This window comes from Pseudomonas sp. MT3 (assembly GCF_054720805.1).
Genome location: NZ_JBTVPY010000037.1, coordinates 1 through 15,580 on the forward strand (window position 1 = coordinate 1; position 15,580 = coordinate 15,580).

At 60.4% G+C, this 15,580-nt stretch carries 10 protein-coding genes; all 10 read right to left on the bottom strand.

Annotation, left to right across the window (positions count from 1 at the left end):
- Positions 1-51: 51 nt before the first annotated feature.
- Complete coding sequence (locus ACYCAX_RS25690) at positions 52-585, bottom strand: hypothetical protein (RefSeq protein WP_460249148.1); 534 nt, start codon at positions 583-585, stop codon at positions 52-54.
- 186 nt (positions 586-771) lie between these two features.
- Positions 772-1,347: a hypothetical protein gene (locus tag ACYCAX_RS25695; RefSeq protein ID WP_460249149.1), complete on the bottom strand. Its 576-nt coding sequence runs from the start codon at positions 1,345-1,347 to the stop codon at positions 772-774.
- Positions 1,348-2,211: 864 nt separating this feature from the next.
- Complete coding sequence (locus ACYCAX_RS25700; protein ID WP_294976645.1) at positions 2,212-3,075, bottom strand: tetratricopeptide repeat protein; 864 nt, start codon at positions 3,073-3,075, stop codon at positions 2,212-2,214.
- A 1-nt stretch (position 3,076) separates the two neighbouring features.
- The gene (locus ACYCAX_RS25705) at positions 3,077-5,962 is read right to left on the bottom strand and encodes a hypothetical protein (RefSeq protein ID WP_460249150.1); all 2,886 of its coding nucleotides are present in this window, start codon (positions 5,960-5,962) and stop codon (positions 3,077-3,079) included.
- Between the two features lie 62 nt (positions 5,963-6,024).
- Complete coding sequence (locus ACYCAX_RS25710; protein ID WP_460249151.1) at positions 6,025-8,067, bottom strand: type VI secretion system Vgr family protein; 2,043 nt, start codon at positions 8,065-8,067, stop codon at positions 6,025-6,027.
- 22 nt (positions 8,068-8,089) lie between these two features.
- Positions 8,090-9,097: a serine/threonine-protein kinase gene (locus tag ACYCAX_RS25715; RefSeq protein WP_294976654.1), complete on the bottom strand. Its 1,008-nt coding sequence runs from the start codon at positions 9,095-9,097 to the stop codon at positions 8,090-8,092.
- Positions 9,094-9,822, bottom strand: a complete 729-nt coding sequence (locus ACYCAX_RS25720) for a PP2C family protein-serine/threonine phosphatase (RefSeq protein ID WP_015475521.1) — start codon at positions 9,820-9,822, stop codon at positions 9,094-9,096. The genes ACYCAX_RS25715 and ACYCAX_RS25720 overlap by 4 nt, the downstream gene beginning before the upstream one ends.
- The gene (gene tssM, locus ACYCAX_RS25725) at positions 9,822-13,358 is read right to left on the bottom strand and encodes a type VI secretion system membrane subunit TssM (RefSeq protein ID WP_460249152.1); all 3,537 of its coding nucleotides are present in this window, start codon (positions 13,356-13,358) and stop codon (positions 9,822-9,824) included. Before tssM ends, ACYCAX_RS25720 begins: the two co-directional genes overlap by 1 nt.
- A gap of 15 nt (positions 13,359-13,373) precedes the next feature.
- Entirely contained in the window at positions 13,374-14,243 is an 870-nt protein-coding gene (gene icmH / locus ACYCAX_RS25730; protein WP_015475523.1) for a type IVB secretion system protein IcmH/DotU, read from the bottom strand.
- Positions 14,244-14,247: 4 nt separating this feature from the next.
- Positions 14,248-15,579 carry a type VI secretion system baseplate subunit TssK gene (gene tssK, locus ACYCAX_RS25735; protein WP_015475524.1) on the bottom strand — a complete coding sequence of 444 codons (1,332 nt, stop codon included), beginning with the start codon at positions 15,577-15,579 and terminating at the stop codon, positions 14,248-14,250.
- Position 15,580 lies beyond the last annotated feature (1 nt).

Consider the following 15,580-nt stretch of genomic DNA (forward strand, 5'->3'; position numbering starts at 1 on the left):
ATTTCCAGAGCTTGGAAAGTGTCTAGGAAAGCCGGGGCGATTCAAGGTCTTTTAGCGGCCGTTCAGAACACTCAGCACCTTCTTGCACTGTTCGCTGTCGCATTGCGTACGCTCTTGCGCAATAAAGGGCTCTGCCAGATAGCAATACGGAGATGCCCCGTTGGTGCTGGGTATCTTGGTAAGAAGGGTGATGTCGCTGCTCGATTCCTGCTGCTCCTCGCAGAGCGGCACAGGGCCGAAGGTGTCCGGGATGGCGGCGAGACCTTTTAGTTCCAGCGTGGCAACGGCTTTGCTGGCATCCAGTTGATACGTCTGTCGCGTCTTGCCTGAAATGATCCAGATGCGGTTTTCCTGCGTTGTGCAATCACAGCCGCAGCTCAAGACAAAGGTGTCCGCCGAAGCGATGTATCGGCTGGATTGTGTTTCTCCGCCTTCGCAGAATGTTCTGATGGTCTCGACACTGGTTGTGTCCGATTGGCTTGCGGCGTTTATGACGTCCAATGGCGACGTCTGATCCACTGCTGCAGCTGGTGTCTGAGCGCCGAATGAAAATGTGATGAATAACGCAACAATATACTTATTCATTGTGGATGAAGAGTTGGGCTGACAGTTCCATGCTCCAGTGTTTAGTTGGTTGAAGTTACTCGTATCTGCATGGAGTGTATTTGAGATTATTGAGCTCGTCTGTTTTGTATTTTTTGAAATCATAGGTTTCGGCATCGACCAGCGTTGAGATGCTTTTGGGATCAGAAGGGTTGGTTGTCGAGTAGTTTATGAATGTCTTCTGGCTGGGGATGACGTAGCAGTTTTGGCCTTTCTTGAGATAGGTTTTCGGGCTGCGTTTTCCAGTTGAGAGAGGTTTTTGTATCGTTCATGTATTTCAATATCCCCCAGCGTTCCTTTCACTATGTCCAGCGGCTTTTTGTGCTGGGTCAGGCTGGTGATGTTGATATTGGCTACGGCATCCTTCCTCTGGTCCGTATAGGTGTACCCCAACTCCGCATAGTCTGCGTCAAGCTCCTTATTTATGTCACACATGGAGTTCCTTATGGAGATGTCGGTTTGGTTGCTTCTGGTTTCGGCAATGGCGCAGTCGATCAGGATCTTTCCGTTGGCTTCCTTCAAGGTATAAATGATGTCCGCCTCAGCGGATGTAAGTAGCGCCGGGACTCCATGTGTCTGGATCAGGTCTCGATAAAACCCATCCTTGGTCTGTGTTATATCTTCGTAGATCGATGGAATGGGTTTGCTGTCTAGAACAATGCTTCCGCCCTCACCTTTGATTATTTCGGCTGCGTTAGCTGAAATGGTCAGGATGATTGATGTTGCTATAAGTGGCTTTTTCATTGTGGGGCGCCGTTTCTGCGGTATTTAACCTTCAAGAGTAGCAGGCTACTTTTGCCCATAAGTTGATGGGGGAGTTTAAGGTTTTCGAAAGATAACCTGCCATTTCTGTTATATTACTGCTGAGATGTCGATCCACTTTTCAATTTTATTTCCGTTCTTTGTTGTATAGGTTACTTTTAGCTTTCCGTTTTCGTGTCTTTTTGCCTCCATGTGATCTCCCTTTATTAAGTACATTTTGGTGGGCTTTGTACCGTCTGGGGTGTTCCATAGATAGGCTTTTGGTGAGGTTATCTTCAATTCTGTAATTGAAGAAATCTCCATCTGCTGTTATTCCAAATAAATAGTTCTTTGTTATGTTGGGGGATTTAGAAGATGCTATATTCTTTTTTTTGTTCTGAGAGTGAGTGTTGAATTTTCATCTTCATCGTTAAGTGTCGCTGTTTTTAAGGATTGGGTGGATTTCGTCAACCTGCCGGTGTTTGCGTCGATGCTTATCAGGTACACGTTGTTCGGGTATTCAAAGTACAGGCTTGCGTTGTTTTCATTTTGTTCCAAGTGGACGACTTCTTCTCTGGTGTCTGATACTTCGATCAGTGATGTGTTTTTCGTTCTAATATTCTGTGATTTGTTGGTTAGTGATAGTATGACGGTGTCGCGGTTGCTTGATATGCAGACTGTAGGATTTTCCAGTTTCAATTCGCTATATATGACGAGTCCTGCTTCTTTAGAGTATGTAGATTTATCGTCTGCACTAGCTAGGCACGCCAAGGTGGCGAATATCGTTCCGGCAATTGCACTTGTTCTTTCAGTTGATTTCAAAATTATTGTAAGTGGGAGCATGCATACTTGTTGTTCGTCGAGATTTTAATCTGTCATGCGCTCGAAGACTCTAGGCGGGATTTTTCTTTCTTTCCCAAGTTTTCTCATCTCATCTTCGTAGTTTTTATAGTACGTTCTGGCCTCCAGCTTCCTGTTCTCATTCCAAAGAGAGTCGGCGATATTGAGTTTTAGTACAGTCCGGTTTGGGGTTTTAGCTTCGATCGCTTTGTATATTTTTAACGCCTGCTGATCGTCCCCTGCCTGGGATAGATAATAGGCAATGTCATTGAGGTCCCGGATATTGCTGGTCGAAGGCGGAAAACATGCCAAATAGGATGCGGCCCCCATGAAAAGACTGTCTTCAACAGCCACAGCTTTGCTGTCGATGCTCATGCTTGCTATGCGCTTATTCAGAAGTGCTGGAGAGGGAGTTTCCAGCCTGGCTGGTCTGGGGGCGTTATCGATAGACGTGGTCCATTTGCTGTCGGTAGACCACTTGCCAGAGCAGTATTCAGAGGGTTTTGTTTGCATGACGCAACCGCTTCTCATTTCAATAACTTCGCATCTGGAGGTTTCGGTTTCTTGTTTTTTTCCGTCTTCTAGATAGAGTTCTCCGATCTCGCTACGCTGAAGTATTAAAAATTTTCCGTCTGGAGAGAGCGAGTCGCTACTCACCGAAAATAGCGTGTCTGAATCACCCCCGCCGGAAACGGTTCTATAAATTAGGAATGAGGTGGTCTTGTCGCTGAATGTTAATTTTCTCCACGCCTTCCTGTGATCATTCCAGTCGTCAAGTGTAATTCTTCCACTTACCCCTTCCAAAGTTTTGGAGGTGCGCTGATCTGCAGTGGAAAAAGTTATATGTAATGCTGTGAGGGTGATGATAATTGCGTGGGAGATGGTTTTCATCTTAAAGCTCCAGCTTAAGCTTTTCATATCGACCGGAGGCGTCAGTCATGTTTCTGTGTGGCCCATAAAGGCTGATGATGCGATTTTCGTTGGTTGTATGATCGCTGCCCCATGTGGCGATCTGCTTACTGATATTCGGATGGGCAGCAAAGAAATCATCAAGTGCTTTGCCAATGTCATCCGCGACGTTACCCGGTCGATTGATGTGCTCATCCAGCACCAAGGCCTTCCCAAGCTTGGATTTGAAGAGTGTTCCTGCGGTAAAAGAATAATCCGTCGGAACGGTGGAAAGGGCACGCCTCAGTCGTTCAATGAAATCCATGATTTGGAGGGTGATGTATTCAGGTGTCGAAATTGCACATGCCATCGATGCTACTGGAAGGCAATCTATAACATGGTTGAATGAGGCTGCACTGCAGTCTTTTCTCAAGCTATCCTTTAGCGCCTCTCCCTCCAGTTTGTCACCATTTTCCCATTCGTCGGACTGGTAGTACATTTCAGGCTGATCTCCGCTGGTGTCGAGATGCCAGCCTCGTGCTTCAAAGTGTTCAGCATACAAAGATGGGTGGGAGTTCTTGAATTTAAGCACCTGTGCGGGAAGTTCGCCTGCTCCCGATGGGTTGACTGTTTTTTGCATTGCGCCGGCAGTTATTAGCTCGCTATCGTAACTTTGTACTGCTTCGATTTTCCCTTCGTTCTCGGTCATTACACAAATGATTTGCTTCTCTTCACTGGAAACCTGGCCAGTTGTGAGTAGCTCTTCCCATTGTTCTGCTTCGCTGAGCCTTCTAGTTCCCCAATGTACCGGGCCGTATTTATTGTTCCAGCGGGTGACCTTGACGACGGCCTTGCATTGGCAGGTGGGATTTTTAAATAGACTTGACAGTGAAACTGGGTTGATGTGCCAGACGTTACTCTCTGGCAAAAGGCTGGCTGCTTCATTCCACCACAATAGCGATCTGATTCTTTGTTTTTCTGAAGTCCAATCGACTTCACTCTCCTTGGTCATATAGCAATTCAGCGCATCCCATTTGCTCAAGCCTTCGTCTGCGTACCACTCGCTTTCATACTGAGCGATCAGCCGGCTGATGGATTGCGCGTGCCAAGGCTTGGCGAGGGCTTTCTTGATCTCGGTAGGTGTCAGCTTCTCGTTTCCATCGACATCGACGATCTCGTAGAGGCGCTCCTTGACTGCCCCGCCGTCGCCGGCGTTGACCTGTGCCTTGTAGTTGGTCTTCTCGCCATCATCCAGAACGCCGTCCGTGCTGAGCTTGCAGAGGTATTGCTGATCTAGAGTGCTGGTTTCCTTGATGAAGTCAAAGCCATCCCAATCCCACGGGTGCAGGCGAGGCGTCAGAAGTTCCTGTTCTTTCACCCAGCCGCTGAATTCATTGCCGTCCTTGCCGGGTAAACGATCCAGTTTCCACCATTGCTCAGTCGTAGTGGTGCCGCCGGTAGTCGTGGTGACAGTGATCTTCCGTTCCGCCGGCAGTGCATTGAGTACGGCCAGAGGAATGATGATGTCGTAAGCAGTAGATTTTCCGGGATCGGATACCAGCGGAAGGTTGGTTTGGGAGGCGTCTTCTCGGGTGATGACCTGGGTTTCGGAAGGAATTTTCAGCAGGGTTTTCTGTTCCGGCTTGAGTAGATTGGCTCGCGCGCGGCTTTGGGCAACGAAATTCTCGACGTTGTCGCAGGAGAAGACTTCGAGGTGCAGCAGGTCATGGGCCTGGCCTTGGGAGGCTGCCTGGTATTTGCCGAGGTGGCCGATCAGGGCGCCTGCTGCAATGGGCACCGGCTCCGGCAGGACATGCACTGCATTGAGGGTTGGCGGCAGGGGGACGGCTTTCAGCGAATCGAAGTGAACGAAACCCTGGATATTGGCGGCACATTCGGGGCTCACAGGCGCAGTCAGGCTGGAGGCCGTAATCGATTTGATCTTGCGGTACTTCCCGGTTCCGTCTTCCAGTTGAAGCTCGGTGCCAACGGGTAGCACGGCCATCGCCGCTGAGTTGTGCTTGGCTTCCTTGCGCACCGTGAGCCCCTTGCCTGGTAGCAACGACGCCCGGACGTCGTTAGCCTTTTGCCCAATCAGGAATACGTCGCTGCTCTGGGTGGGAGTCATTTCGCCGATGAAGACCCAATGCTCGATTTCCGTGGCCAACGCCGGAGAGGGTTGTCCTTCCAGAATGCTAACGAGTTTTCGCCAATTGGCACTAACGGCCGACGCGGCGCCTACCTGTACCTTGCAGCCTTTGGGAATGATCGAGACCTTGTTCGCATGCGCCGGAGTACCTGGCGCGCCCCCCCGAACGTAAAGGCCTGCGAAGTCATTGGTGGCGTGTTCTTCGCTGACGGCGTATCGGGTAGGGCACAGGAAAGACGGTGGAGTCGGTGCCCCTTCCTGCTTGTAGCTCTCCCAGTCCTTGAGATGCATGTACAGGCTGTAGAACGTCAGGTCGGGCTCCGGTGCTGGAGGCGTTGCTGGCGCGGGTGTCCCACCGGCGGGCGGAGTGGCGGCAGGGGCCGGAGGCAGCTCCAGACGGTGCCTGACCAGCACGAAGCCTGTCGAGTAGGTTACTTCCCGACAGGTGCCGCCTCCGGTGTAGGTGAGTTCCTTGTAGCTCTCGTCGATCCGGTACGCGACAACCACGCCATCGGCGATACAACGCACGGAGGACTGGTCGAGCATCCCGGCGGTGTTCTGGTCGAAGTGCACGCCGCCATGCCAGAGCCCATTGCTGGAGACCGGGTAGTAGCCGCTTTCTGCGGTCGCCAGGGCGTCGTAGTAGACCTGCGGATCGATGACTTCGCTGCTGGCTGCGCCATTGCTGCCCTTGGCCTTGAAGGGGTAGGACCAGCGTTCGACTTTCTTCTGTTTTTCCATGGTGGTGTTCCGTTTCCAGTTCCGTTGGGCCGGCGGGTGGGGCGCCTTGCCTGGCTATCCGATCAGAAGGAGAAATTCAGCATTCGGCGGTTGAGAGTGGTGATTTCCAGCGGCGCATTGATCAGCGCCTCTTCCATCTCTTTGCCCGCCTTGTCCGCGTCGGCCGCGTTGGGTTGCAGCGGCGCCTTGATGCCGATGCCCGAGCCGTTGCCCGGTGAGCCGCCGGCGTTGACCTTCACCATCGCGCCGACCAGGGTGACGCCGCCTGGGTCGAGCTTGATGAAGCTGCCGCCGGCCTTGAGGGTGATTTCCATGCCGGCTTCGACGACCAGTTTCTGCCCGGCCTTGAGGTGGATTTCCTGGCCGGCGTCGATGAACTGGCCGGTGCCGACCTTGATGTGCTGGTTGTTGGCCACGGTGAGGTGGTCGTCGATGCGCGTTTCCACCTTGCGGTCGCCGTGGGTGGTGCGGTGTTCCTCGGCCTTGAATTCGCTGTAGGTGTTGGCTTCGACGGTGTCGTGGCGTTCGTGGCCGATGCGGATGCGCTGGTCGTGCTCGATGTTTTCGTCCCAATCGCGCTGGGCGTGGATGAAGATCTGTTCCTGGCCCTTGCGGTCCTCGATGCGCAGTTCGTTGTAACCGTCGCCGCCGGGGTAGCTGTTGGTCTTGAACAGGCTGCGGGTCTTGTTCGCCGGCAAGGGGTAGGGCACCTGGTTCTCGGCATGGTAGAGGCAGGCGGAAACCAGCGGCTGGTCAGGGTCGCCCTCGAGGAAGCTGACCAGCACTTCCATGCCCACGCGCGGGATGGCGATGCCGCCGTAGAGGTTTCCGGCCCAGCCGCTGGCGACGCGCAGCCAGCAACTGGTCTTGTCGTCGGCCTGACCTTCGCGGTCCCAGAAGAACTGGACCTTTACCCGGCCGTACGGGTCGCAGTGGATTTCCTCGCCGGCGGGGCCAGTGACCACGGCGCTCTGGCTGCCCAGCACCTTGGGTTTGGGATGCTCCAGCGCGGGGCGGTAGGGCACGTCCCAGGGGGTGGCGACGAAGCGGTTGCGATAGCCCTGGTGGAAATCGTCCTTGTCGTCGGTGACATCGCTGGTGACGGACTCTTCCAGCACCTGGGGCTGCTTGCCTTCGTGGTGAATCTCGGTGAGCAGCCAGAGGTCGTTCCAGTCACTGCGCGGGTGCTCGGAGAGTTCGAGGAAGTGGCCGCTGACGAGCTTCGGCTGATCGCCCTCGCCACGGGCGGTGCGGTAGTCGGCACGGTGGCGTTCCAGGGCGCGCTGGCTGAGGTGCTTTCCGCGCTCGCGGTCGGTGAAGCGGCCGGGGTAGTCGTAGTCTTCCAGGTCCGGTTCGGCGGTCGCGGCTTGCGGTTTGAAGGCCGCTTCCATCAGCAGGCGCGGCTTCTGGAAGTCGTAGTCGCGGCGGGTGACGCGGCTGGTGCGCGCTTCCAGGCCGAGGTTGAAGCGCTTGATCACCGGCAGGTCGGCGACCATGCCGGTGTCGGGGATGTAGGGCGTGGGCCGGCCCAGGCGCGGGAAAGCGGTCTGGTCGTCGCCGAACACCAGACGGTGACCGTCGCTGCCGTGGCGGAAGTGGTAGTGGATGCCTTCCTCTTCGCACAGGCGCTGGATGAAGTGCAGGTCGGACTCGTCGTACTGGGTGCAGTAGTCGCGCTTGGGGTAGACGGTGGGGCCGAGGCTGAACTGGTAAGCGTCGGCCTGGATGCCGTGCTCCTCGAGCATGCTGGCGATGATCTCGGGCACCGTCAGCTGTTGGAAGATGCGCTGGTTGGTGCGGTGGGCGAGGTAGGCCAGTTGCGGCACCAGCACCACGTGGTAGCGGCACAGACGCTTACCGGCATCGCCCTGGGCCACGCGGTGGATCTGCCCGTGGATACCGGCGCCGCCAGGGGCGAAGGCCAGGAAGGCGCGCTTGTGCAGCAGCTCGTCGAGCTTCAGGTCGAAGCGCTCGCTGACCAGCTCGACCTCGAACCGGTAGGGCCGGCTGATGCCTTCGCTGCCACGGAACTCGAGGACCTGCAGGTCGCTGTCGCCCCCTTCGATGCTGAGGCTGAAGTGGGTCTGGTTGGCGGGGGTGAACATGTTCCGGCTCCCTGTCCGAAGATCATCCGTTGCGCCGTTGGAACCAGCGGCGCTTTGCCTTGGGTTGCGCGATGAAAGCCTCGCGCAGTTCGCGGACGCTGATGCGTCGCTCGTTTTCATTCAGCGCCAGCGCGGTGCGCAGGGCCTGCCAGGCGCGGGACTCCAGCGGGGATGGCGATTTGAGTTGACGGTCCAGTTGCTGGGCACTGGCCTCGCGGGCGTCGAGTCGGCGGTAGGGGTGTTCACCGGTCAGCAACTCGTGCAGGACGCAGGCGGCGGCGAAGAGATCGCTGGCGGGCGAGATCGGTGCGCCATCGAGGAGCTCCAGGGCCGCATAGCGTGGCGTCCAGGCGTTGAAGCGCACGCGTGCGAGCCGTGGAAGGCCATCCAGAAGGCCCTCCCGTGGCTGGCCGAGACCGTAATCGAAGAGCCGTGCGCCATCTTCGGCGAGCATCACATTGCTGGGCTTCAGGTCGCCGTGCAGCACGCCGCAGTCGTGGGAGTAGGCCAGGGCGTCGAGCAGGCTGAGGGCGATGCCGCGGCATTCGTCCCAGGGCAGGCCTTTGGGGCGTTCGCAGAGCAACTGGTCGAGGGTCAGGCCGCGCATCAGCTCCAGGGTGATGAAGGCCCGGCGACAGATGCTGTCCACCTCGAAGCTGTGCAGCCGCACGATATGCGGGTGGCGCAGGCGCATGGTGAGGGCGAACTCGCTGTAGAGCAGGGTGCTGGCGTCGGGGTATTCGGCGAACTCCTCATTGAGCAGCTTCACCGCGACGTATGGGTCCGGATCACCGAATTGCTCGCGCAGCAGGTCGCGCGCGCGGTAGACGGCGCCCATACCGCCCACGCCGAGCAGGCGCTCCAGCTGGAAGCGGCCGGCAAGGATCTCGGGCAACGGCGGCATCTCGGCCATTTCGCTCTTCGCTGGCGCCGGTGGCGCGGTGGGCTCTCCGACGAAGGCGAAGTAGGTGCAGTTGTCGGCTCCGGTGGGCTGGCCGCTGAGCGTGGATACGAGGCTTTCGGCTGTCATCGGCGTATCACCACGGCAGTCAGGTTGTCTCGCGCCGAGCCTTCCAGGGCGTGGCTGAACAGTTGTTCCAGCGCGTGCTCGATGGAGCTGTGGCCCAGCGCGGCGCAGAGTGATTGCTCGCTGTGGCCGTTGTAGAGGCCATCGCTGCAGAGCAGGAAGGTATCGCCGGGGTGGACGGTCAGTTCCAGGGTGTCGAGGGCAAACTTGTCGCCGACGCCTACTGCGCGGGTGAGCGCATGGGCCGAAGGGTGGCGCCGGGCCTGCTCGGCGCTCAGCCCCTGTTCTTCCATCAGTTGCTGTTGCAGCGAGTGGTCGCGGGTGAGCTGGTACAGACGGCCATCGCGCCACAGGTAGCAGCGGCTGTCGCCGGCCCAGACGCAGGTCGCGCGGTGCGATTGCAGAAGCAGTGCCACGACGGTGCTACCCATGACCTGCGGTGGCTGGTCGGCGGCTTGGGTCAGCTCCATGACGAAGCGCCGGTTGAGCCAGTGCAATTGCTGGCGGACCTGCTGCTCGCGGCTGTCGTGCTCCGCGTCAGACGGGATACGTGCAAGGGCATCGACAATCATGCGGCTGGCGCGATCGCCACGGGCGTGGCCGCCCATGCCGTCGGCGACTGCCCAGAGACCGAGCTCCGGACAGTCGAGGAAGGCGTCCTCGTTGCGCGCACGGACCTTGCCCGCGTCCGTGCGCGCCTGGCTGCGCCAGCGTGTCGCGACTTGCATCAGAGCGAGACCGGCAGCCGGAAGCTGCGCAGGTTGCCGAGGTCGAACGGGTTCGGCGAACGCTGGGCCAGCACCAGGTAGTTGGCGCGAAGACCGCCGAGATCGGCCTTGAGCATCAGCACGTCACGCCCGCGCAGGTACTCGCTCTGCATCTGGTCGAAGAGGCGGAACAGCGACCAGGGGCCGGTATTCTTCTCCAGGCTGACGCGGCGACCGCCGAGTTCTTCCAGGACCAGGCTGGTGCGTCCGTCGTCGGCGTCGGTCGGCCAGCGGAAGGCGACTGGCACGATCGGGCCATGACGGTACTCCAGTTGCTGGTCGCCGAAGCGGAAGTCGGCGCGGCTCAGGCTGGAGTCGATGGAGTAGGGCTCCAGCTTGAACTGCACCTGCGGCTCGGCCGGGTTGTCGGCGAAGAAGCTGCGGCGAATCGCCTGGGCGTAGCCCATCTGGTCGAGGAAGGCGCGTGACATCGGCAGGCTGTGGCCGTCGACGCTGCGCAGACGGTAGTTACCCGGATCGCCACTGACGAACGATTTCAGATAGCTGTCGAAGAAGCGATCGGCGATGCCCTGGGCCTTGAAGAACTCGCGGAAGTCGGCGATGGCAACGTCGCTGTTGCTCTTGGCGTTGAACGGATAGCGCTGATTGATGGCCTTGAAGTAGAAGCTGTACAGCTCGGCCTGGTAGCGCTGGTTGAGGTAGCGGTAGGCGTCGCCCAGCACCAGGGTCCAGCTGTCCTCGGCCAGCAGGTTGAACCAGCCGCTCACCGGTTGCGGCAGGCGCACGGCCGCGCTGCGCAGGGTGGCCAGAGCATCGACCTGGCCGCCCATGCGGCCACGGGCCAGTTCGAAGGCGACCTGTTCCGGCTGGCTGGCGCGGGCCAGGCTGCTCAGTTGCAGCTGCAGGCCGTTGAGTGCCTGCATCACCGGGGCGAGGTCGGCCGCCGGGCCGCCGTTGTCGTCGAGTAGGCGGTGCAGTGGTTCGAAGCGGCGCTGCATGGCTTGCCGGGCGGTGTCCGGGAGGCTCTTGGCGAGGGCGTCCTGGGCCTGCTCGGCGGCGGCTGCCGCGACCTTGCCCACCTTGCCGATCTTGCCGCCGGCATCGGCAGCGGCACTGGCGAGATCGCCGGCGGCCTCGGTGCTTTCGGCGATGCCTGGAATGCGGGTGTTCTCGCGGACTTCCACCAGCAGTTGCAGCAGCGGCGAGTTGGCGGCGGTGAGGCCGGCTACTTCGTCTGCACCCTTGTCGAACTCGGTGATCGGCTGCAGCTGGACGCGGTTGACCGCTTCGCTCCACAGGTTGGCGTAGTCACGGAAGTACAGTTGCTGCAGCTCCACCATCAGGCGGCTGAGGTCCTGGCCGCTGAGGCTGTTGCCTTCGCCCAGCACCCAGTTGTCGCGCAGGATCTCGCGGACCATCGGCGCGCCCTGGGCGACGAAGTATTGCTGGTAGCCGCGCAGGGTGTAGAAGCCGGGGATGATGTAGTCGGTGCCGGAGAACAGTGCGCCTTGCGGCCCCAGGTGCTGGTCGAAGCGGTATTCGGGCAGGCTGCGGGCCTGCTCGCGCAGGACGCGGTAGACCACGCTGGCCAGGGACTCGCTGCGCAGTACCTGGCGTGCCTGGGCTACCAGTGGTTCGTTCAGCGGGTAGACGAAGGGTTGTTCGAGCAGGCGGGCGAAGTGCGTACCCAGGCCGTTCTGCACCACCGCGTCACCGCTGTAGCGAACGGACCAGTCGGCGCCGATCCAGTCCTTGAGGAAGTCAGCGTCGCGGCGCTCGGGCAGGTTCAGCATGAGATAGGCGCGCAGGCTGCCGAGCAGGCGCTCGCGGTCATTCAGGTTGGCGCGGATCTGGCCTTCGAGGGTCCGCGCCACGCGCGGCAGCAATTGTGCCTGCAGTTCGCGCTGGTAAGCCGCGGTCAGGGTCGGGGTGCTGTCCTCGCCCTGGTAGAGACCGGCACGTTCAGTGAAGGAAACATCGCCCTTGGACGGGAATACCTGGCTGGCGGCGTAGCTGGTATCGAGCGCCTTGAGGGTTGCGCGAGCGTCGTCCTGCGGGGTGAGTGCGGCATGTTCGCGGGCGAGCTTCTGGCCGAGGTCGCGGACCTGGTCCAGGCGGCCGTTGTTGGCCGAGAAGCCATTGGTCCAGACCAGGCCGAATACCGCCAGCAGCGCCAGCGAGGCAGCGTAGACCGCGCGCTGGCCCCAGTGGATGCGCGCGGTCTCGCGCTTGTCCAGGCCGGCCAGTTCGGACTCGGGGAAGATCACCTGGCTGAACAGGTGATGGATGAAGCGTGGGCGACCCTGACGCAGGGTCGGCAGCTTGACGCTGGCCATGCCCAGGTTGGCGCCGATGGCGGCAGTGTCCGCATCCATCTGCTGGGTCAGGTGCGGTGCACTGGTGAGGTAGAAGCCGCGAAGCTGGCTGGCGCGCTGGTAGCGGTTGCCGGTGAAGGCGAACTCGACCAGCAGGCTCAGGCGGTCGCCGATCTGCGCCAACTGGTGCGGGAAGTCGAGGATGCGACCACGGCGCTGGGTGTTGCGCTCCTGGTGCATGCGCAGGATGACCTGGCTGTTCAGGCGGCGCAGCAGTTCTTCGAACTCCTGGCGCAGCACGCCGGCGTCGGTGCCGTTCTGCTCCTTGCGGAAGCTGACGCCCAGCACCTGGTCGCTTTCCTCGCGGGAGAGCTGGTCGAAGAATTCGTCGAAGCCCAGCAGTTTGTCGGCCTTGCCCAGCACCAGGTAGATGGGCAGGTCGATATGCAGATTGCGGTGCACGTCCTGCAGGCGCGCGCGGATCTGCCGGCCGAGGGCTTCCAGGCCCTGTTCGTCGCCGGCCAGCAGCAGGTCCACCGGGATGTTGACCACCACGCCGTTGAGCGGGCGGGCGCGGCGGCGTTTGCGCAGCAGGTCGAGCAGGGTGCTCCAGCCGCTGGCGTCGACTTCGGCGTCGCCCTGGCTCAGGTAGCGGCCGGTGGCGTCGACCAGCACGCCGTGTTCGGCGAAGTACCAGTCGCAGTAACGGGTGCCGCTGGTGTCGCGGGTCAGCTTGCGCTCGATCTTGTTGATCGGGAACTCCAGCCCGGAGAAGTCCAGCAGGCTGGTCTTGCCGCTGCCCTGCGGGCCGAGCATCAGGTACCAGGGCAGCTCGTTGCGCCAGCGCTCGCCACGCCCGCGATACAGGCTGGAGGTCTTGAGGATGCGCAGGGCGTCCTGGAAGCGTGAGCGCAGTTCCTGCTGCTCGTCGCTGATCAGCTCCTGGCGACGCAGGCGTTCCTGGCCGTCCTCGCTTTCCTCCTCGGCCTTCTTGCGGCGCATGGCGCGCCAACTGGCGAAGACCATGAACAGGCCCCAGCCGAGGAAGAGTACAGCGATGCTCAGCAGGCGGGCGCTGGCACTCTCCCAGAACTTGTGTTCGTTCACCGCCAGCAAAGGGCCGGCAAACCACACCAGCAGAGCCAGCAGGAGCACCAGCAGCAGGCTCCAGACCCAGGTCCGGCGCAGGAAGGCGCCGGCTTTCTTGAAGAAGTTCTTCATCACACTATCCCTGTGTTACGACGTGGGCTCGACCGCCGCCGGGTCGAGCTGCTGATAGGGTTGCAGGACGCTTTCGCGCTGGTCATCGAGTACCCAGGCGAAGCCCGAATACATCACCACCAGGCAGACCAGGGTGAAGAGCGCCACCAGCCACCAGGGCACGATGCGCACCAGGCGCCGGCGCGAGTCACGCAGGCCTTCCCAATGCGGCGACAGCTCGCGGGGCACGTCGCCGCGCAACTGGCGGATCTGCCGGTACAGACTGTCGCGCACCGCTTCGAGCTCGAGCATGCCGCGTGGCAACACGCGGTACTTGCCCTCGAAGCCCAGGGCCAGGCACAGGTACATCAGCTCCAGCATCGGCAGGTGCTTCACCGGATTGCGCGACAGGCGCTCCAGCAGCTGGAAGAACTTCTCGCCGCCGAAGGTCTCGTTGTGGAAGCTGCTGAGCAGGCTCATCTGCGACCACTCGCTTTCGTTGCCCCAGTCGGTGGTCACCACCGCTTCGTCGAGCACGGTGCAGAGCACGTAGCGGGCCGCCATCACCTGGCTGTTCTCGGCGCCTTCGTGCAGCGCGCGCAGTTCGAACTGCTTGATGCCGGTGCTCAACTGGTGGTTGAGCGTGTGCAGGTCCTCGCCACCGTTGGAGTGCTTGAGCCGCACCACTTCCGAGAGCAGTTCGGCAGCGGCGGCCACCAGCGGGTTGAGACTGATGTTGAAGGTTTCTTCCGGGCGCAGCCGCGCGGCGTAGATCATCCGTGCTTCCAACTGTTCGAAACGCGGCGGCTCGGCGAAGTCGGTGAGTGGGCTGCGCGAGTGGCTGTCGCCCTCGCGGTCGACCAGGACGGTCTTGTCGTCCTGCCGGTAATCCATTTCCTTGATCATGCGCTCAGTTCCTGATAGCCCAGAACTTCAGTTCGAGCCCGGCGAATTCGCCGGACACATGGAAGGCGAAGCCGCCGGATCGCTCCAGTTGCGCCTGCTCTTCCGGGTTGAGTTCGAGGATGAAGTAGGTCTTGTTGGCGTGGAACGGGATCTGCCGTGGAGCCACCGGCAATGGCTTCACGCGGATACCCGGCAGGTGCAGGTTGACCAGCTGGCGGATGCGCTCCACCGGACCGGCCTTGAGGTGCGCCGGCAGGCGCTGGCGCAGCTCCTCGGACTCGCACTGGGCGCTGGCGGCGAGCACGAAGGAGGAGTTGCCGAGCAGCTTGTGATCGTGCAGCGGCGAGACCAGGATGCCGTACTGGCGTTGCTGCAGGACCAGCTCGATGGCGTGCTGCTCGAGCACCATCGACAGCACCTGGCGGATGGCTTCCATCAGCTTGCGGAAGCTGGCGCCCTGGTCGCTGTGCTGGTAGCGGCCGTCCAATCGCGGGCGCTTGGTTTCGCTGGAGAAGGTGGCCAGGTCGCCGAGCATCGCCAGCAGCGTGCGGTACACCTCTTCGGGGTGTACCTGCTCCAGGTCCAAGTTGTGGCGCAGCACCAGCTCGGTACGGTTGATCAGCTGCAGCATCATGAAGTCGCCGACCTCGGCGCCGCCCACCTTGCCGGTGGAGCGAATGCGCTCGGCCAGGGTGTCGCCGCGGTGGCCGAGCATGCTGATCACTTCCTTCAGGCACGACAGCAGGTAGCCGCTCTCGTGGAAGTGCAGGTGGCTGGGAATGAAGTCCGGGTCGAGAGTGATGCGTCCGTCCGGCGAGGTATCGAGTACGTCGCAGACCTTCAGGCGTACGTAGGCCTGATCGTTGCGTTGCTCGCCCAGCAACAGGCGGAAGTCGGCGTGGCCGCAGGTGACCTGGCTGCTGGCGCTGTCGCCGGCGTTGGAGTCGGCCACTTCCTGGTCGCGGGTGGTGTAGCGTGCCAGCACGTCGATCTGCTCGGGGCGGCGGGCCTCGATGTGGTTGCCGGTGACCAGCGGCAAGGCCAGGTAGACCGGGGTGTTGCTGGTGTTCGGCGGGATGTCCAGGGCCAGTGGTTCATCGCGACTGGCGAGGTCGAACAGGGTGCCGTCCGGCAGCACGCCGGAGGCTCGGCTGAGCACCAGCTTGCCGGTGGCGAGGAACTGGCTGTCGATCTCCAGGCCGAAGAAGCCCCAGGCGTAACGGCCGAGCAGGCGGGTACGGGACTTGAGCTGGTGGTCGTGGTAGCGGTCGTTCTGCTGAAAGTGCTGCGGGCGCAGGAGCATGCCCTCACGCCAGATGACTTTGTGCGCGATCATC